This window comes from Brevibacillus sp. YAE8 (assembly GCF_057543335.1).
Window position 1 is genome coordinate 1 of record NZ_BAAIYG010000028.1, and the last position, 17,628, is coordinate 17,628.

The 17,628-nt window shown below is 55.0% G+C and carries 17 protein-coding genes; 15 read left to right on the forward strand and 2 right to left on the reverse strand.

The window, feature by feature from the left end; genetic code table 11:
- Positions 1-180: 180 nt before the first annotated feature.
- Positions 181-669: a DUF2062 domain-containing protein gene (locus AC27IT_RS22635; protein ID WP_005828972.1), complete on the reverse strand. Its 489-nt coding sequence runs from the start codon at positions 667-669 to the stop codon at positions 181-183.
- Positions 670-857: 188 nt separating this feature from the next.
- Between AC27IT_RS22635 and AC27IT_RS22640 the strand changes: the two genes are divergently transcribed.
- The 7 genes from AC27IT_RS22640 to AC27IT_RS22670 all read left to right on the forward strand — a co-directional run bounded on the left by AC27IT_RS22640 (position 858) and on the right by AC27IT_RS22670 (position 8,343).
- Positions 858-1,484, forward strand: coding sequence for a DedA family protein (locus AC27IT_RS22640; RefSeq protein WP_005828971.1), 627 nt, complete (start codon positions 858-860; stop codon positions 1,482-1,484).
- On the forward strand, positions 1,481-2,011 hold the full coding sequence (locus AC27IT_RS22645) for a YkvA family protein (protein ID WP_005828969.1): 531 nt from the start codon (positions 1,481-1,483) through the stop codon (positions 2,009-2,011). The genes AC27IT_RS22640 and AC27IT_RS22645 overlap by 4 nt, the downstream gene beginning before the upstream one ends.
- Positions 2,012-2,027: 16 nt before the next feature.
- A complete protein-coding gene (locus AC27IT_RS22650; RefSeq protein ID WP_487092111.1) occupies positions 2,028-2,978 on the forward strand; it encodes a 3'-5' exoribonuclease YhaM family protein in 951 nt (316 codons plus the stop codon).
- A gap of 191 nt (positions 2,979-3,169) precedes the next feature.
- A complete protein-coding gene (locus tag AC27IT_RS22655) occupies positions 3,170-4,726 on the forward strand; it encodes a YcdB/YcdC domain-containing protein (protein WP_025848960.1) in 1,557 nt (518 codons plus the stop codon).
- Positions 4,727-4,930: 204 nt separating this feature from the next.
- A complete protein-coding gene (locus AC27IT_RS22660) occupies positions 4,931-5,923 on the forward strand; it encodes a hypothetical protein (protein WP_007784604.1) in 993 nt (330 codons plus the stop codon).
- Entirely contained in the window at positions 5,920-6,192 is a 273-nt protein-coding gene (locus tag AC27IT_RS22665; RefSeq protein WP_005828962.1) for a hypothetical protein, read from the forward strand. The genes AC27IT_RS22660 and AC27IT_RS22665 overlap by 4 nt, the downstream gene beginning before the upstream one ends.
- 81 nt (positions 6,193-6,273) lie before the next feature.
- Complete coding sequence (locus tag AC27IT_RS22670) at positions 6,274-8,343, forward strand: YecA family protein (RefSeq protein WP_283858005.1); 2,070 nt, start codon at positions 6,274-6,276, stop codon at positions 8,341-8,343.
- An 83-nt stretch (positions 8,344-8,426) separates the two neighbouring features.
- Here AC27IT_RS22670 and AC27IT_RS22675 read toward each other — a convergent pair whose 3' ends face one another.
- Positions 8,427-9,644 carry an MFS transporter gene (locus AC27IT_RS22675; RefSeq protein WP_005828957.1) on the reverse strand — a complete coding sequence of 406 codons (1,218 nt, stop codon included), beginning with the start codon at positions 9,642-9,644 and terminating at the stop codon, positions 8,427-8,429.
- 261 nt (positions 9,645-9,905) lie between these two features.
- Between AC27IT_RS22675 and AC27IT_RS22680 the strand changes: the two genes are divergently transcribed.
- From AC27IT_RS22680 to AC27IT_RS22715, 8 genes are all read left to right on the forward strand, one after another.
- Positions 9,906-10,859: a carbohydrate kinase family protein gene (locus tag AC27IT_RS22680; RefSeq protein WP_005828955.1), complete on the forward strand. Its 954-nt coding sequence runs from the start codon at positions 9,906-9,908 to the stop codon at positions 10,857-10,859.
- Between the two features lie 54 nt (positions 10,860-10,913).
- Positions 10,914-11,051 carry a hypothetical protein gene (locus AC27IT_RS22685; RefSeq protein ID WP_005828954.1) on the forward strand — a complete coding sequence of 46 codons (138 nt, stop codon included), beginning with the start codon at positions 10,914-10,916 and terminating at the stop codon, positions 11,049-11,051.
- Between the two features lie 217 nt (positions 11,052-11,268).
- Positions 11,269-12,741 carry an LCP family protein gene (locus AC27IT_RS22690; protein ID WP_283858004.1) on the forward strand — a complete coding sequence of 491 codons (1,473 nt, stop codon included), beginning with the start codon at positions 11,269-11,271 and terminating at the stop codon, positions 12,739-12,741.
- A gap of 204 nt (positions 12,742-12,945) precedes the next feature.
- The gene (locus AC27IT_RS22695) at positions 12,946-13,257 is read left to right on the forward strand and encodes a hypothetical protein (RefSeq protein WP_005828950.1); all 312 of its coding nucleotides are present in this window, start codon (positions 12,946-12,948) and stop codon (positions 13,255-13,257) included.
- A gap of 86 nt (positions 13,258-13,343) precedes the next feature.
- A complete protein-coding gene (locus AC27IT_RS22700) occupies positions 13,344-13,811 on the forward strand; it encodes a hypothetical protein (RefSeq protein ID WP_005828949.1) in 468 nt (155 codons plus the stop codon).
- Between the two features lie 178 nt (positions 13,812-13,989).
- On the forward strand, positions 13,990-16,032 hold the full coding sequence (locus tag AC27IT_RS22705; protein ID WP_369750403.1) for an oxidoreductase: 2,043 nt from the start codon (positions 13,990-13,992) through the stop codon (positions 16,030-16,032).
- Between the two features lie 164 nt (positions 16,033-16,196).
- Positions 16,197-16,493, forward strand: a complete 297-nt coding sequence (locus AC27IT_RS22710; protein ID WP_025848968.1) for a hypothetical protein — start codon at positions 16,197-16,199, stop codon at positions 16,491-16,493.
- Between the two features lie 68 nt (positions 16,494-16,561).
- Positions 16,562-17,410, forward strand: coding sequence for a YtnP family quorum-quenching lactonase (locus AC27IT_RS22715; RefSeq protein ID WP_005828944.1), 849 nt, complete (start codon positions 16,562-16,564; stop codon positions 17,408-17,410).
- Positions 17,411-17,628: the final 218 nt, after the last annotated feature.

Sequence of the window (17,628 nt, forward strand, 5' to 3'; positions counted from 1 at the left end):
TCATATTGCTGCTGTTTTTGCCCTTTACGTGGCGGCATAAGAAAATCCCCTCCGGTCAACAGTGTTGATCTCATCATACCATGAGGTCTTTTTTCACTGTCTACCATGAGGGGATAATACCAGACAAGCATTTGTCGGTACCGGCCTTTTTTATTTGTCCGAAGCGAAGCGCTGTGGCCGTCAAGGCGACGTGCGGCTTTGCGACAGCGAGCGGCGCCCTTTTTTCCGGCGATACAACTGCAAAGCTCCGTGCACCAAAAAGTAGCTGGCGAATGCGACGAAGAGGCCCATTACGGCGCTTCCCGTGAAGTAAGCCAGCCCCTTGTCCTGCATCCAGACGAGCCACTCCCGCCAGGCGGCCTGATGCGGGCCTGTGGGATGCTGTAACGGTTTGCCGACTAAAGCGTACCCAATATTGTAGTTGATGACCATGAAGATCGGCAGGACGAGCTTTCCGATGACAAACGCGATCAAGCCGGCCGGCAAGCTGGCGCGAAACAGCCTGACCAGCGGAAAGAGCAGCAAAAAGGCGAGGCCAAAGGTAGGCAAGGTGATAAACTCCACAAAAATTCCTACCGAAAAACCGCGGGCGACAAATGACGGGGCACCCTTCATGCGGATCAGCTTGTAGTATTCGAGTTTCAGTTTTCGATACAGTTTGGTCCACATCCGCTGTCCCTCGTTTGTCGTGTGGTCATGTGCTGCCGTTTTCGTCGGATCAACAAGAGTATGTCCAGTTTTCTATAGATTCATAGCTTTCCCCGTCCCCTCCGCCAACAAAAGCGTATCATTTGTGAATGGTACTATCTTTTGGCATAATGGAGAGGGCAGACCTGCAAGAAAAGTGGTGGACTTTCATGACAGAGGTTATGGGAACATTTGGCGACTATATTGCGCAGTACGGTTATGGAGCTCTGTTTGGCTTGTTTTTTCTGGGAATTTTGGGGATGCCGCTGCCGGAAGAGACCTTGCTTGTTTTCTCCGGGTTTTTGGTTTCGACTGGCCAACTCGCATACTGGCCTACTTTTCTGGTCTGCTTCTTGGGCTCTGTAACGGCGATGACGACGGCTTACTGGATCGGCCGGACATTGGGCTTCCCTTTTCTGGAGCGCTACGGAAAACGGCTCGGAATGGGCTACACCGTCTATAAAAAAACGGAAGAATGGTTCAACCGCGTAGGAAAATGGGCGCTGCCGCTCGGCTACTTTATTCCGGGCGTGCGCCAGTTTACCGCCTACTTTGCAGGGATTACAAGACTGCCATTTCCGACCTTCCTGCTGTACACGTATGCGGGCGGACTGTTTTGGAGCCTGCTGTTCGTCACCTTGGGCTGGCAATTGGGAGAGCGCTGGGACGAGCTGTTCAATCTCATCTCGCGCAATTTGGCGATCTTCTTTATCGCGGTGTTCGCAATCATTGCGGCCTGGTCGTACTTTCGGCATCAGGCGAGTTTGAAAAAGCAAAAACGGAGGGGAATGCAATGAGTGAAGAGAATCGGCAGGAAAACCAGCAGGCAAGCCAGCTTCCGGCAGTGCGCCAGCCGGAGCAGCTCGTTCCGATCGAATTGCCGGAGGTGCACCAGCGCTTTTACGATAAACTGCGAGCCAAGATCGAGGCATTTATTAAAGACAAGGGCGTAAACGACACGGTCGCCAGCTATATTTTGCTCGCGCCCGACCTGTTCGTGCTGCTTGCGCGCCTGCTGCTCGACAAGCGCGTCGGCGTCCAGTCCAAGGCGGTTGCCGGAGTGGCTGTTGCGTACTTCATTACGCCGATCGACTTTATTCCGGAGGCGCTTGTGGGAGGCTTTGGCCTGCTGGACGACGTCATTTTGGCCGTCTACGCCCTGCGCCGGATTTTGGTGGACGTGGACGAAAAAATCGTTCGCGAGCATTGGAACGGCAAAGATGACTTGCTCGCCGTCATTACCAAGGTCGTGAAGTCGGCGGATGACCTCGTCGGCAAAAAAATCGTGAAAAAGCTGGAAGAAACTTTGTTCCGAAAAAAATAAACAGGATGGGACACAGATGACAAAATATTTGCTTGATTATCAAGAGGGAGAGCGTGTTGTCGCTTTTTGCCTGGTGAAGAACAAGGAAGCCGGGGTCGCAAGCAACCAGAGCGAGTATTTGAATCTGGAACTGGGAGATCGCTCCGGGACGATCATGGCGAAGTTGTGGGACGTCAGCCCGGAAATGAAAGAGTGGATCGCCGTCAAATCGGTCGTAAAAATTGATGCCACCGTCCAGTTGTACCGGGGGAAAAAGCAACTGGTGATCCAGCGCATCCGCCCGGCAGCGGCATCAGACGAAGTCGCGATGGAGTCGCTCATCCCTGTGTCGCCTGTTCCGGTGGACGAGCTGTGGACGAAGCTGGAAGCGACAGTGGACAGCTTGAAGAGCAACACGCTCAAGGCGATCATCCGGGAGGCGCTCGCCACGGAGGAGATCAGGGACCGGCTCCGCCATTACCCGGCAGGGGTGCGGATGCACCACAACTACTATCACGGGCTTTTGGAGCATATCGTCTCGTTGCTGACAGCGGCGCAAAGCTTGCTGCCGCTCTATCCGCAGGTCGACAGGGACGTCTTGTACGCGACCTGCATCCTGCACGATATCGGCAAGCTGTACGAGCTGTCTGACCCGATCGCCCCGGATTACACCACGCCAGGCCAACTGATCGGCCATCTGGTTATGGGCGTAGAGATGGTGAGCGGCGTTTGCCGCAAGCTCGACATTCCGCTGGGGGATGCCGAAGTGCTGCATCTCAAGCATTGCATCCTGAGCCACCACGGGGAAGTGGAAAACGGCTGGGGAAGCGCAGTATCCGGCAAGACGCCGACTGCGGTCCTGTTCCACTACCTCGACCAGATTGACAGTAAAATGAATGCGCTCGGACAGACGCTTGCCGACATGAGCGAAGACGAAGAATGGGCGTACGCCGGAGCGCTCAGACGAAAAGTTTGGCGGGGCTATTAACGTATCCGCAGCCTTGCTAGAGAAACGAGACGAGGACAAAGGCCAACTGCGCGAATCAGACAGTTGGCCTTTTTACTTGCCGCCGGACGGACAGGGATTTTTCCGGGAGCTTTGGCGGCGCAAGTTTTCTGAAACCTTTTCCTTGCAAGGGCGTCTTACTAGATGATTGGCTTTGCAAAGGAGGAGAATCTGTGAAAAAAAGGAGCAAAATGGCTGTGCTTTTGCTGGCGGCCAGCGTACTGGCCGCGCCGGGAGTTCCGTTTGCGCCGGCTCACGTTTACGCCTACGACGGCAAATCTGATCTCGACATCATTCCGTTGCCAGACGACATGCGCAAGCTATTGGTCGAGCTGCGGGACGATTACGTGCCAGCGCTGTCGGAGCTGCATGTCGATTCGATCGGCACAGGCAGCAAATCCGAGACGATCATTTCTCTGTCCGACAGGAAAAACGTCATTACGGCAGGGGTATCTTTGGAACTGGTCGTCGATGCTGACGGCAACATTACGTCCCTGGAGCTGAAAGGCGCAGATCGGGACAAGTCGAAAAAATGGGACAAAAAACAAAGCTATCAAAAGCTGAGCGATTTTATCCGCGAGCAGGTGCCTGTCAGCCACGTCATCGCTGCCCAACCGATGCTCTCGACGGATCGGAGGTCGCAGCTCGACCAGTTGGCCGTCGTGTCTTTTTACCCGTTGCTCAACGATGTCTGGGTGAAAAAAGAAATGGGCCGCGCGTTCATAGACGCGTCCGGGCAAATTGTCCAGTTTCATCAGGAAAAAATCAAGCTGCCGCTGGCGTCGGAGGTGGCTGACCCGAAAAAAGCGATTCCGCTGGAGAAGGCGAAACGCGAGTGGGAAAACCAGCTTCGCATGCAACTCGTGTACGACGCGGCCGCGGGCAAGCTGGTGTACGAGCCGACAGAGCTGCCGGTAATTGACGCCGTGACCGGAGAAGTCGTCCCTGCTGTGTACAGCAAAGAGAGCGAGGTTCTCAAGCTGAAAGGCTCGGCTGACAACAGCATCTGGGGCGACCGCAAAAAAATGGAGCAGTGGCTGGAGGCGACGTTCAAGCTGCGCGTGAATACGCTGACGTTCCAGGCGCCATCGGAGAAAGCGAAAAAGCGGGATACCGATCTGTACGAGTGGAACGCGAGAATGTACCAGAGCGCCTCTGTTCTGGTCGACCGCAAAACGAAGTCGCTCATCGAGTTCAGGCTCGACGGATCGGCAGAGAAAGAGCTGGAAAAGCCGTTGCAAGCCGAAGAGGCGAAGGCGCTGGCGCTCGAATTTGCCGAGAAGCATTTGCTGACCAAGGAACAGTCCTTCGTGGTGCGAAAAACCCGCCAGCTTGACAATTTGCCTGGCTGGGCAGACCAAAATCTCGTCCGGCCGATCTACAGCTACGCCTTCTTCCCGCACAGCAATGACATCCCGGCCAAAACGCCGCTGTTCACGGTCGAGGTGGACGCGAAAAAGGGAACGGTCGTGGCAGCAAAGGTGAACGAAATCCCAGCCATGCCTGCGACCATCGATCAGTCGGGCGTCATCGGCGAGGAAAAAGCGAAGCAAGCTTTTGTGCAAAGCATGGTCCTGCGCCTGGCGTACGACTACCCGAAGGTGGGGGGACAGACTGCGACCACTCCGCAGCTCGTCTATTTGCCAACGGCCGATACGGAAGCGATGCAGGTGGACGCGGCTACAGGCGAAGTCGTGGACAGTTGGATCGAGTGGACAGCATCATACTAGACAGGCAGTGGCCCGGCATCGCGACAGAGCGTGCCGGGTTCTTCTATGCGGGCTTATTCCTTCGCAAATGGCCGGGCTTGCAGCTTTTCTTTTCAAAATAGACAAACACTTCACGGCTGGTAGGATTTTTTTTCTTTTTGTAGAATAACTTCTTGATTCCCATTTGATTTGGCAAAAATGCCGATCACGAGAAGGAGAAAGTGCATGAAACGGCCAACCTATACCCTACCAAGTATTGTCAAGAAGGTATTCCGGTCCGGTGAGCGCTCCCTCCCACGTACGGAGATTTGTTCCCGGATGGAAGCGAATGAGCTGACTGCTTTGATGGATCTGGACAGTTCGACACTACTTGATAAAGTGTTGAAGATGGAGCAGTCGCCAGTGCGGGTTGCCAGCTCGGAGGCGATTGTGGAGATCACCTACCAGCCTCATCAGGTGTACGACCTGGCGTATCGCTTTTTGCGCGACACGCAAGCGCCGAAAAAGCTGGAGCAGATCGTCGCAGAGCTGCGCCGTCAGACGCAGTTTGGCTGGAACCAGATCCTTCGCATGTTGCAACTGGAACGCGACCCTCGCTTTGTGCAGTACCAAGGTGACGACAGATGGTTTTTGGCAGAGTGGACACAAGCGAATGACCAGGTGTACGATTTTTGCCGGGACAATGGTATCACGCAAGTAGCTGCCCGCTCGCTTGTTCATTTTTTGGAGCAAGAAGTGAGGATAGCGGCAGATGCTGCTTTTCTGCCCATGCTGGACGACCGTTTCCGGATTGAGGGAGATACGCTGTATATCATTGCGCGCAGTGATGTGACCGATGAGGAGCTGGCTGCGGAAGAAATCGCAGCGGCAGACTCTTCTGAATCGATAGCCATCATCGAGAATGAAACAGAGGAAGTTGCCCCCGAATCAGTGAATCTTTTGCAGCAGGCAACCGAACAGCAGGAACCAATTTTTACTAAGGAGGAAACGAACATGACAAACGCTACGAACACGCGAGTGCTGGAGGAAGTACAACAATTGCTGCAACAGGCGATCAGCCGCCTGGAAGGCCGCAACCAGGAGATGTCCCAGGAGGTTGTCGCCCATTTTCAACAAAGCAATATGCAAGCTATAGAAGTGCTGATGAAAGAGAAACATAAGCATGAGCAGATCGTGCTTGGCATTCAGCAAGTACTGGCGACCAGTGAGCAACAATGAGTAAGCTTGAGGCCACGATCCGGTTGGAACAGCGATTTGATTTGCTGCGCGACGTCATCGCGAGTTATCGGATTCGCCTTCAAGACATGGAGCAGGAAGTGGTGGAACTTTTTGCCGCCAACCAGCTCTCTGCTATTTCTGCATGCATGAGCGAGAAGCAGCGCATCGTCCGGTTGATGAACCGCCTGGAGCTGTTTATCAGCCAATGGGAAGGCAAAAGTGATGTGGGAATCGCTCATGAACCAAAACGAGAACACTTGAACACATGATGGAAAATGCGGTAAAATAGGGGGATTGTGCAGGATTCCCCGCGCATGCCGCGTGGGATGGAAAGGAGATCCAAACCCTCTATGTCAGTAGGAAGAAACGAACTGTGCCCTTGCGGGAGCGGAAAAAAATACAAGAAATGCTGTGGGGTAGTCACTCCGATTGCGGAGCTGCGCAGCCGTCACGAGCAAAAATTGCAGAAGGAATACGCGGGCTGGGTGGAGCGCCTGAATCATTTCGTTGGCGGCAATGTGACCAGCGAGACGATTCAGGAAGCGCGCAGCCGGTTTGCGGCAGAAGTCGGCCTGACCGAAGAAGAGGTCACGCGTCCAGAGTGGGCCGCGCATTTCTTCAACTGGTGTGTCCTAGATGTAAGAACAGGCGGAAGCACGTTGCTTGAGAACTACATCAAGCAGCACGGTCGCCGGATGGAGCCTGATCTTCGCCGTGCTTTTGCCGACTTGCATCTGAATGTGTACGAAATCATGGAGGTTGAGCGGGATGTCATGACCGTTCAACAGCCGCTCACGCTGGAGAAGCATTACATCCTGCGATCCAACAGCCTGAGCGTCATGCCTGGGCAAATCATCGTGGGACGTCTCTTGAACCTGGGGCTGCGCAACATGCTGTTTTCCGGCAGCATCATTTTGCAGCCGCACGTCAAGGACAGCTTGCTGGAATGGCTGAAGGAGCATCCGGAAGTCGAAGAAGCGGCGGCCGACACGAGCAAACGGGTGTACACCACGGCGCTGTACCGTTTTATTGTCCAGTTTGGCGGAACGGACAACGGACAGGCAGGAGCGGGCCAAAGCTCCTTGCTCCGTCGCACGTATCCGTTGCAAAATCGCGAGCAACTGCTCAAGGCGATTGAGGCAAACCCTGCTTTCGAACTGAAAAAGTCCGACGGTACAAAAGAAGTGTGGGTGTATGCCACGCGCAAGGAAGAGCACCTGTTCCCGGCTTTGAAGGATGCGCTCCTGGAGCTGTATGAAGTGCAGGCAGAGGTGCTGTTTGAGGATGACAAGCTGTATCTGGAAGGATACGCACCGGATCTGGAGGAAGTAGCGCAGTTGCTGTTGCTGCTTGCCTACGAGCAAGAGGAAGAGATTCGCGTCCTGACCTCGACCGGCTCCAAGCTGTCCAAAGGCACCTTGTTTATTACCAGCCAGCCTACGCTGCCGCCGAAGGTTTTGCAGTGGGCCGTGCAAACGTATTTTGCGGAAAAATGGCTGGTGACGCCACACGAAGCGTTGGAAGAGCTGGCCCCTGTCCTGGTTGCGGCAACCGACAGCAAAGAGCTGCACGCCAAGCTGGAGAGCCTGCTGGAGCAGTTGGAGCAAGACCATAAAGTAGGACAAGGCCTTGCGCGCTACATTCGGATGGATATGTTGCGCCCGCGTCTGTCGCTTCAAAACGACAGCCTGCACGTGAACAACCTGCTCACCCGCCCGCTGATCGAAGGCTTGCCGGAGAGCGTGTACACGGTCCACCCGGACAGGCTCGCCGACATCAACCGCTTCGTTCAGGAGATGACGGACGGCAAGTCGGAAGCAACTGTCAAAAAGTACGACGAGGTTATGAACAACTTCCGCTCTTTTGTAAGAGGCGCGTTCGGTCCTTCGTTTACATGGGAACAACTGCGCAAGGAAGATCTGGCTTACTTCCTCGTGCACGATATTTACACACGCGCGGATGCCGTGACGAAGACGTTGGCAACGAACCTGTTGTCGGTCATGACCGCTTTCTTCAAATGGCTGGACAAGCACAGCAAGACAAGCTTGCATGCGAACATGCAGTCCTTGTTTGCCGAGTTGAAAGAAAGCTTGCCGGAAGCCTACCGCATGCGCGGTCTGCTGGAAAAAGCAGCGAACCAGAATCTGTACGGCCAGGCGACTGTGCCGAAGGATGTCGCAGAAGAAGCGCTGGTCGTGCTTGGCGCCGACGCCGACGGTTTGGTAGTCAAACGCCCTGACGGCGAGAAAATGACGCTGGCTGTAGCGGCAGATGTGAAAGACGTGCTGACATCTGACTGGATCGTCTCCGGTCTGGTCGGCAAAGGCGAGGACGGCCTCTGGCGCCTGTATGGCACGCCTGAGCTGTACCCGCCCGTCATTGCCCAACTGCTGGGAGTGCGGACTGGCGTGTTGGTCTAACCAACAGCTTGATCGACAAACAAACAAAACCCGAGGAAAAGGCTCCTCGGGTTTTTTCTTTCCTTCCTGATGCCAGGACACGCTTACCGTGCCCATTCTCGCAGCGTCTTGTCTTTTGGCAGCAAAAGTCCGACGAAGCCGATCAACGGCAACGCGGAGCAGAGCGTGATGACGAAGCCAAGGCCGAAGATGTCTGCCAAATAGCCGAACACGAGCGCGCCCATGCCGCCCATCCCGAATGCCAGGCCGATAATCAGGCCGGATACGGTGCCGATTTTGCCCGGCAGAAGCTCCTGGGCGTAGACGACTGTGACCGAAAAGCTGGAAAGCATGATAAAGCCGCTTACGACCAAGAGCGGAAAGGCCCAGAACCCGGAGACGTATGGTGTCAACAAGGTGAACGGCAGCGATCCGAGCGTCGAGAGAATCAGCAGATTGCGTTTTCCGAACCGATCCGAGAGCGGGCCGCCGAAGAAGGTCCCGACGGCTCCGGCGAACAGGAAGCCGAACACGACGAGCTGGGCGCTGGAATAGTCCATGTGCTTGATGTACATCAAGTAAAACTGGTAAAAGCTCTGATAGCCTGCGTTCATCCACGAGCGGACGCTGACGATCAGAATCAGCAGCCAGAGGGCGATCAGCCGCTGCTTGCGATTCGTGTACGCGACGACGGCGGCAGCCGTTTTCTTCATTCGTTGCTGGCCGCGATACCAGAGCGCCACGTAGAGCAGGACGCAGCTTGCCAATACGGCTGGCAGCAAAAACCAGGCTGCGCCAGGCTGGCCGAGATTGGCGAACACGAGAATGGTCATCAGCGGTGCCAGCGCTTGCCCGGCGTTTCCCCCTACCTGGAAGATCGATTGCCCCAGGCCGCGGCGAGGGCCAGACGCCTGATGGGCGAAGCGGGACGCCTCCGGGTGGAAGACGGCCGAGCCGATTCCGACGCAGGCAACGGCGACGAGCACGAGGTAGTAACTGCCCGCAAACGCGAGCGCGAGCATCCCGATCCCCGAGACGAGCAAGGCGAGCGGCGGCAAAAACGGTTGCGATTTGCGATCGGAATAGTAGCCGACTACCGGCTGCAGGACGGAGGAAGTCAAGTTCATGACCAACAGGATGACCCCTACCTGCGTGAAGGTCAACGCAAGATTTTTTTCCACGATCGGAAGCAGGGCGGGAATGACCGCTTGCAGGCTGTCGTTCAGCAAATGAACGAGGCTGATGGCAAACAGCATGCGGTAGACGGTAGGTGCCGCTTTCCCCCCGCCGGATGCCTGGAGCGGCGTAGATGTGGCACTCATGTCAGTTCATCTCCATTTAGTTGTAGTGTAAAAAAACAGCGCAATTACCCATGTACCCTCTGTTCGCCCACGCACTTTTTCTCACTGTAGCACGGAATAGAGGGAGGCGTCATTACTGTCTGGACGGCATATGGCGGCAAGACATAACGGCTTTCTGGCGAGGAAGTTTTCAACCCGGTAGGTAAATGCCAGAGCGTTGTCGAAAAAGATGGGGGAGAAGATGGACTAGACCATGAGCAAAAGGCTGGGAGGAGTGCCAAAGTGCTGAAAGGGATGACCGAATACTGGCTATGCGTGGGTGGAGCCAACGTGGACGTGCAAGGAGTCACTTCTGCCAGATTGCTGCCTGGGACGAGCAATCCAGGGCATGTTCAGCAAGTGGCAGGCGGAGTAGCTCGAAATGTGGCGGAAAATCTGGGGTGGTTGGGGGAAGAAGTGCAGCTCTTCGCTCTCGTAGGGGAAGACGCTGACGGAGAATGGTTGAGACAAGTGACGGCCAAAAGCGGAGTAGCGACGCATGGAATGGTGCGAATCGCCGGCAAATCGACAGGACGGTATTTGGCGATTCGCGACCTCGATGGCGAGCTGTACACAGCCGTGGCCGATATGGAAGTCAATGAAGCGTGGACAGACGAGCTGGTTCAGCATGCCCTGGAGCGCCTGCCGCATGCAGCGGGGCTGTTTATGGATGCGAACCTGCCTGTTGCTGTCATGCGCGTTTTTGTAGACGAAGCAAACCGATTGGGAAAAATCGTGGTGGTCGATCCCGTCTCTGTGAAAAAGGCGGAAAAATGGCGGCCGTTTTTGCCGGGAGTCCGCGTGCTGATTGCGAGCATTGACGAGGTCGAGGTGCTGTGCGGCCAATCGCTTCACTCCTTTAGCGACGTGGAAGCGTGTGCAAAGCGGCTGCTCGAGCAGGGACTCCATCAGCTTATGGTGAACTGCGGCGAGGCTGGCCTGTATCTGTGCCGCCAGGAAGAGTCCATCTGGGTAGCGGCTCCTCCTACGCCGATCCGCGAAGCGGCGTGCGATGCATTTGCCGCGGGGATTATTTACGCGCAGCGGATGACGCCCCTGCTCCGAGAGCAAGCGGCTTACGGAATGGCGCTCGCCGAGTTGAGCCAGCACAAAACGGGCGATTACGACCTGCGCGCGCTTTTGCAGCGAAAAGAGTTTTTTGCCGGAAAAGAAATGCAGATTTTCGAGCGGGAATGAGAATACATAAGATGACGTACACTACTTGCGTATCAGCAGCGAGGAGGAGTGTACATGGAAAAGAAATCGAACGACGTAAACGGCAAGCAGGAAAGTCACGTGCGCCAAGGCGGCGATTCTCACCGCTCCAAGCAAAAGCAGCCGGAGGGTCCCGTACAAGGTTTTAGCCAGGCGCCAAAAGGCTTGCAATAACAAACAAAAAGCCTCCCCCATCGACAAAAACGGTGGGGGAGTTTCTCTTGTAAGGAACATTTTTCTACAAATGAAGACAATCCTGTGATACAATATCTGAATCAGATGATTACCAACAGAAGAAAATATTAGTGCATCTGGTTGAGTGGCACTGTTCACAATTGTGCCTCCCTTTTCTTTTGTCAAAAAGCGTGCGCAAACAAGGAGATTGATACATATGCCAGAAACTGTTGTAAAAACACGCGCTTCTGCTCCACGCAAGAAAAAACAGCCGACCCGCAGCCGCAAGCTGCGCAGGTTCCTGATGATTTTCACATTGACGGTCCTGTTGTTGGTAGGCGGAGTTGCCGGAGCAATTTATTGGAAAATTGAAGACACTCTGGATGTAGTAACAAAGCCGGTAGAAAATGGTTTTGCTTCGGAAGCTTCGAAAAATGCGGACCCGGTTTACCGCGCCGACAAGCCGATGTCCTTCATCTTGCTCGGCTCCGACTCGCGTCCCGAGACAGGCTCGATGAACACGGACGTCATGATCGTCGCGGTCGCCAATCCACAGACGAAAAAAGTGACGATGGTATCCATCCCGCGCGATACACGGGTGAAAATTCCGGGATATCGCGACTACCACAAGATCAACTCGGTTTACGCCAACGGCGAGGCAGAGCGGAGACAGGCAGAGCGCAACAACCAGACGCCGACCGAAGACGGCATTTCCTTGACGAAGAAAACGTTGAACGAAATTTTGGGGATTCCGATTGAGCATTACGTCGCTGTCGACTTTGACGGCTTCAAGGCGGTAATCGACGAGCTGGGCGGAGTCGAGGTCAACGTCGACCGCAAGCTCGTGTACGACGATCCGACCGACGACACGCACATCAATCTGAATCCGGGACTCCAGACGCTGAACGGCGAGCAGGCACTTGGCTACGTGCGCCACCGCCACGACAATCGCGGAACGAAATACTACTCTAGCGACTTCGATCGCAACCGCCGCCAGCAGGAAGTGATCCGCGCCGTTGTCGACAAAGTCGGTTCCCTGGACGGCTTGACCAAAATTTTTAACATCATGGAAGTAGGCGCGAAGCACATCCATACCGACCTGTCCAAAGAGCAGATCAAAGGGTTGGCCTATGATTTCAAAGGCTTCAACGCTTCTACCTTGACCACGCTCGACAACGGAGCGTACTGGCAGGGCGGATATACGTTCCTGGAAAAAGAAAAGCTGGAGCTGATCCGCAGCTCCTTGCAGGCGGAGATGGGCCTGTCCGGCAAAGTAGTCGCACAGTTGAACAACTCCCCGATCCTCGGAGCGGGTGAATCATCGGTTGCCTCCAGCAGCAGCAAGTCGACCAAAAATAGAACGACAGAATCAGCGGCTCCGGCGACTTCCAAGCCGAAAGCGACAGAGGAGCCGAAAAAGCAGACGGAGCCGATCGAAGTAGCGGAAGGACAGGAGCTTGCGGAAGAGGGCGCCGCTCCTCCCCCGGATGTAGTCAGTCCCGAGCAGCCTCAAGGCCAGACCACTGTGCCTGACGCGCAGACGCCAGCTTCGAATAGGAATGCGACCCAGCCGCCTTCCGCACCAGCAGGCAATACCGGAACACCGGCGCCGCCGCCAGACATCGTTTCCCCTCCTGTCACCGGGCAGGACAGCGGAGCGACGCAAGGCAGCCCGACAAGCAAATCATAAGTACGCCAAACAGGCACTCGCTTCTTTCTTTCGGAAGAGCGGGTGCTTTTTTTTCGACATAGCCAAGCATTTCTATTTTCAATAGATTTTTTTTTACGAAAAATGAAACGAAAGGTTTAGAAAACACCAATTTCGTGGTACAATAATAATATGCTGATAAGACAGATTAATCAGATAATTAAGGACCTGACTGGAGGGATTTGGATGACGATTTTCTTGGTGAACCTGTTTCTGGTGATTGCCTTTGTGTACCTCATCAGCCGCCAACAAAATGAAGAGCTTGTGTACGACGAAGATTTTTTCCTCCAGAACCCCTCAGCGCTGGAAGAATATCAGCAGATGCCGATCGATTTCCAACACGCCTTTTTCCGCAAGCACAAAGAGTGGATTAAGGAAAAATATATGCGCGGGGAAAGCTACATTTTAGGCTATTGCCCGAACAAGGAAGTAAGACGCGCGTGGCTCTCTGAATTTATGAACCAAAAAAATATGAACAATACACCGACCCCTTCCTGAGTGAAGGGGTTTTTCGTGTCCGGGGCAATCGTGCTATACTTCTAGCTGGATAAGGAATAACGCAACTAACAGGAGGAACCATTTACGTGCTGCAATTATTGGTCGAAAAACTAAATCAACTGCTGTCTGCGCGAGGAATGATTACGGATATCGTCTTGCGCTCGGACCGCTCTTTGCTCGAAGACGAGGAAATGCGTGAAGTGATGATTTCCTTCGCGGGCACCTTTGAAGAAGAACAGCCTGTAGCTACCATTCATCTGTTTTTGCTGGAAGATGAAAAAAGCTGCGAGGTAGAGGTCGAGATCGCGTATCCGTACGAGCTGGCGGCAGAACAGATCCAGGCGTTGTGGGCGCAGGCCAGAAGCCGGGTGGCGGAGTGCTCGCTGTCGGAAAAGCGCCGTTACATAGAGCCAGGCAAGCTCGCCGAGACGAGCGTGCAGGTGGACTATCACTTTGTCGTCCAGACGCCGCAGAGCGCAGCGGAAGAAGCGGACTTGAACGAGACATTGGAAAGGTTCGCGGCAGATTTGGGCGAGTTGGTCAAGCTCGGGTAGGCAGACAGGCAGGCTGCGACACACAGGCTGCGACACACAGGCTGCGACACACAGGCTCAGGAGAAGTGCTCCTGGGCCTTTTTGGATGTTCTTCCCCCGCACGGTGAGTTTTGTTTGGTTTTGCCAGCAGAACGGGCAGGATTTGCGAGCTGGTGTGCAGAATCGAATACAATAGAAAATGAATGAGTATTCATTCGTATTGAGGGAGGGGCATATTTTGAAGCTTGCAAACGTACAGGAACCTGTCCAAATTGGGGCGATGACACTGCCGAACCGAATCATCATGGGGTCGATGCACGTCGGTTTTGAACGACTGCCGGACGGTGTGGCACGGCTCGCCGAGTTTTACGCGGAGCGGGCCAGAGGGGGAGCCGGGCTGATCGTGACGGGAGGCGCTGCTGTGCTGCCAGAGGGCGGCATGGGCGAAGTGTACTGCAACGTGTACTTGGATGAGCACATCGAGCAACTGAGGGTGATTACGGAAAAAGTTCACCAGGCCAACGGCAAAATTGCCTTGCAGCTTTTTCACGCAGGCCGCTATGCGTACAAGGAGGCAACCGGGCTTGATCCGGTAGCGCCGTCGCCGTTGCAAGCCCCGATCAATCGCTGGAAGCCGCGGGAGCTGGATGCGTCGGAGATCGAACTGACGATTGCTGCCTTTGCCGCCGGAGCGGTCCGCGCGCAAAAGGCCGGATTTGACGCGGTGGAGATCATGGGCTCGGAAGGCTATCTCATCAACCAGTTCCTCTCTCCAGTCACCAACCATCGCCAGGACGACTGGGGGGGAGACTTTTTGCGCCGGGCGCGGTTTGGCATCGAAGTGGCGAAGCGGGTGCGCGAGGCGGTTGGGCCTGATTTTCCTGTCGTGTTTCGGATGTCCGGGCTCGATCTGATTCCGGACAGCACGAGCATGGAGGAGACGTTGCAATTCGCCCGCATGCTGGAGGACGCAGGCGTGAATGCGCTCAACATCGGAATCGGCTGGCACGAGTCGAAAGTACCGACGATTTCGATGATGGTCCCGCGCGGAGCGTACGTGTGGGTCGCCCGGCAGGTCAAGCAGGCTGTCAGCATCCCGGTGATCGCCAGCAACCGGATTAACGATGTGCGCCATGCCGAAGAAATTTTGCGGGAAGGGCATTGCGATCTCGTCTCCATGGCCCGGCCTTTTTTGGCAGACCCGCAAATCGTGGCGAAGAGCGTGGAAGGACGGTATGACGAGGTCAACACGTGCATTGCCTGCAACCAGGCTTGCCTCGACCATATTTTTGACGGCAAAGTGGCTTCCTGTCTGGTCAATCCGCAGGTCGGCAGAGAGGCGGAATGGGCGATTGTTCCGGCGGGAGTTCGGAAAAAGGTGGCGGTCGTGGGCGCGGGTCCCGCGGGCTTGGAGGCGGCGCGCGTGCTGGCAGAGCGCGGGCACGAGGTCGTCCTGTTCGAAAAACAAACGCGGATTGGCGGCCAGCTCAACTACGCGCGGCAAGTGCCGGGCAAAGCGGAATTCAACGAAACGCTGCGCTACTATCGCACGCAGCTTGCGCGGCTGGGCGTAGAGATCAGGCTGGGGACGGAAGCAGAGGCGGATGCGCTGGTGGCGGAAGGCTTTGCGGAAGTTGTCATCGCCACGGGAGTCGTCCCGCGCGTGCCGGAGATTCCTGGCCGGGAGCTTGGGCATGTCGTCATGTACAACGAAGTGTTCGAGCAAAAGGCGAAGGTCGGAAACAAGGTGGCGATTGTGGGAGCAGGGGGAATCGCCTGTGACTTGTCGCATTTGCTCGTCCACAATGAAGTCATTTCCGCGCAAACGGCGGAGTATTTGCTCTCCTACCGGATCGTGGACGAACAGACGATTCACAGGTTGCAAGCGAGCAAGCGAAAAGTGTTCATGCTGCGCAGAGGCAAGCATGTCGGCAGCGGCTTGGGCAAAACGACCCGCTGGGCGACATTGGCGCAATTAAAGCAAAGAGGCGTGGAGATGCTGACCCAGATCGAGTACAAGCGAATCGCTCCGGAAGGGGTGTACATCAGCGTAAACGACGAAGAGCAGCTCGTGCCTGCCGATACGGTGATTATCGCGGCTGGCGCTACGCCGAACCAATCGCTGTATCACGCACTGACCAACCGCCTCCCGGTTCATCTGATCGGCGGGGCAAAAGAGGCGGGAGAGCTGGACGCCAAGCGGGCGATCCTGGAAGGGGCACAGGTTGGCAGAGCGATTTGATGTTCGCAAAAGATTTTCTATTCCGAAAATAGGCTGGATCGTGTATGATGAGAAAAAGATGTCGTCTTTTCGGAACTTTTGTCGAATCGCTTTTCAACATACTTAAATTCTTGCACAATGAAGGCATACTGTTTAAATTCATGTGATTGGGGGCTTTCGCCTTGATGAACCACAATGGCATTCTTTTAGGAAAGCGTTACTTCCTGTACTCCACTGCGCAGGTAGTAGAGGTGGAGGGATGGACGTTTACGATTGCCCCGGGGTTTAAGATGATTGCAGGTGGTAGTGCAAACCCACTTCAGACATTAATCAGTATGTACCGCGAAAATGAAAAGGTTGCTCAACTCGTGCTTCATCATAGACGTTCCGACTCGGATGTTACCGTGCAGGCTGTATCCAGCGAGCTTTTGCTGGAAATCGCTCCTGCGACCAGAACCGTGAGTGTGGCAGAGAAGCAGTAAGGCACCCTTGGCGGGGTGCTTTTCGCTTTTTTTCTCTACAGAAAATGCAGGCGAGGAGGCTGGATGAATTGGCAGGTAACGAATGGCAAGTAGGCGAGCTGCAATTGGCATGGCTCAAAGGCGGTCTGACACAGCTCGATGGAGGCGCGATGTTTGGGGTGGTTCCCAAGCCGCTCTGGAGCAAACGCTACCCTCCGAACGATTTGAACCAGATTCCGCTGCGAGCGGACCCGATTTTGGTACAAGCTTTCGGAAAACGCATCCTGATCGAGTCCGGTATCGGCAAAGACCGACTGACGGAGAAGCAGAAGCGCAACTTTGGGCTGGTGGAAGAATCGCAAGTCCAGGAAGGGCTGGCGGCAAAAGGCTTGACGCCTGCTGACATCGACATCGTCATCATGACGCACATGCACTACGATCATGCGAATGGCCTCGTCTCGGTGCGGGACGGCCAGCTTTTTTCCACGTTTCCGAACGCAGTGATCTACGTGCAGGAGCAGGAGTGGGCCGAGATGCGAGAGCCCAACATCCGTTCGCGCAATACATACTGGGAGGACAACTGGCGTCCCATCGAGTCGCAGGTGCAGACGTACGGCGCCACTTTCGAGGTCGTTCCCGGCATTACCCTGCACCACACAGGCGGCCACAGCCAGGGACATGCCATCGTCCGCATGGAAAGCCAAGGCCACCTGTTGTTGCACCTCGCCGATATCATGCCGACGCACGCCCACCAAAATCCGCTGTGGGTCATGGCTTACGACGACTACCCGATGACCTCGATCTTCGCCAAGGAAGAATGGATTCACGGCGGCATCCGCCAAGAGGCGTGGTTCACCTTTTACCACGATAATGTCTACCGGGCCGTGAAGTGGAACGACAAGGGAGAACTTATTGATTATAGAAAGATTGTAGAGTAAAACCGGGATGCTCCCGGTTTTTTTTTTTGCTTGCAGGCGGGAAAAAGATACTCCAGCCACGCCAAACATTTTTCAAGCTATCGAAATTTCGATAAGCCTCATAGAAATTTTTCATAATCCAAAAATTTCGAATGCTCATTGACGAACGATAGACGGCTCACTACAATAGGAACATCACAGAGCATCTGTTCTGGTAGGCAGGACGAAGCAGAACAGTT

Coding starts and splice junctions, on each gene's coding strand:
- AC27IT_RS22635 (WP_005828972.1), bottom strand. CDS start 669: ATGTGGACCAAACTGTATCGAAAACTGAAACTCGAATACTACAAGCTG.
- AC27IT_RS22640 (WP_005828971.1), top strand. CDS start 858: ATGACAGAGGTTATGGGAACATTTGGCGACTATATTGCGCAGTACGGT.
- AC27IT_RS22645 (WP_005828969.1), top strand. CDS start 1,481: ATGAGTGAAGAGAATCGGCAGGAAAACCAGCAGGCAAGCCAGCTTCCG.
- AC27IT_RS22650 (WP_487092111.1), top strand. CDS start 2,028: ATGACAAAATATTTGCTTGATTATCAAGAGGGAGAGCGTGTTGTCGCT.
- AC27IT_RS22660 (WP_007784604.1), top strand. CDS start 4,931: ATGAAACGGCCAACCTATACCCTACCAAGTATTGTCAAGAAGGTATTC.
- AC27IT_RS22665 (WP_005828962.1), top strand. CDS start 5,920: ATGAGTAAGCTTGAGGCCACGATCCGGTTGGAACAGCGATTTGATTTG.
- AC27IT_RS22670 (WP_283858005.1), top strand. CDS start 6,274: ATGTCAGTAGGAAGAAACGAACTGTGCCCTTGCGGGAGCGGAAAAAAA.
- AC27IT_RS22675 (WP_005828957.1), bottom strand. CDS start 9,644: ATGAGTGCCACATCTACGCCGCTCCAGGCATCCGGCGGGGGGAAAGCG.
- AC27IT_RS22685 (WP_005828954.1), top strand. CDS start 10,914: ATGGAAAAGAAATCGAACGACGTAAACGGCAAGCAGGAAAGTCACGTG.
- AC27IT_RS22690 (WP_283858004.1), top strand. CDS start 11,269: ATGCCAGAAACTGTTGTAAAAACACGCGCTTCTGCTCCACGCAAGAAA.
- AC27IT_RS22695 (WP_005828950.1), top strand. CDS start 12,946: ATGACGATTTTCTTGGTGAACCTGTTTCTGGTGATTGCCTTTGTGTAC.
- AC27IT_RS22705 (WP_369750403.1), top strand. CDS start 13,990: ATGAATGAGTATTCATTCGTATTGAGGGAGGGGCATATTTTGAAGCTT.
- AC27IT_RS22710 (WP_025848968.1), top strand. CDS start 16,197: ATGAACCACAATGGCATTCTTTTAGGAAAGCGTTACTTCCTGTACTCC.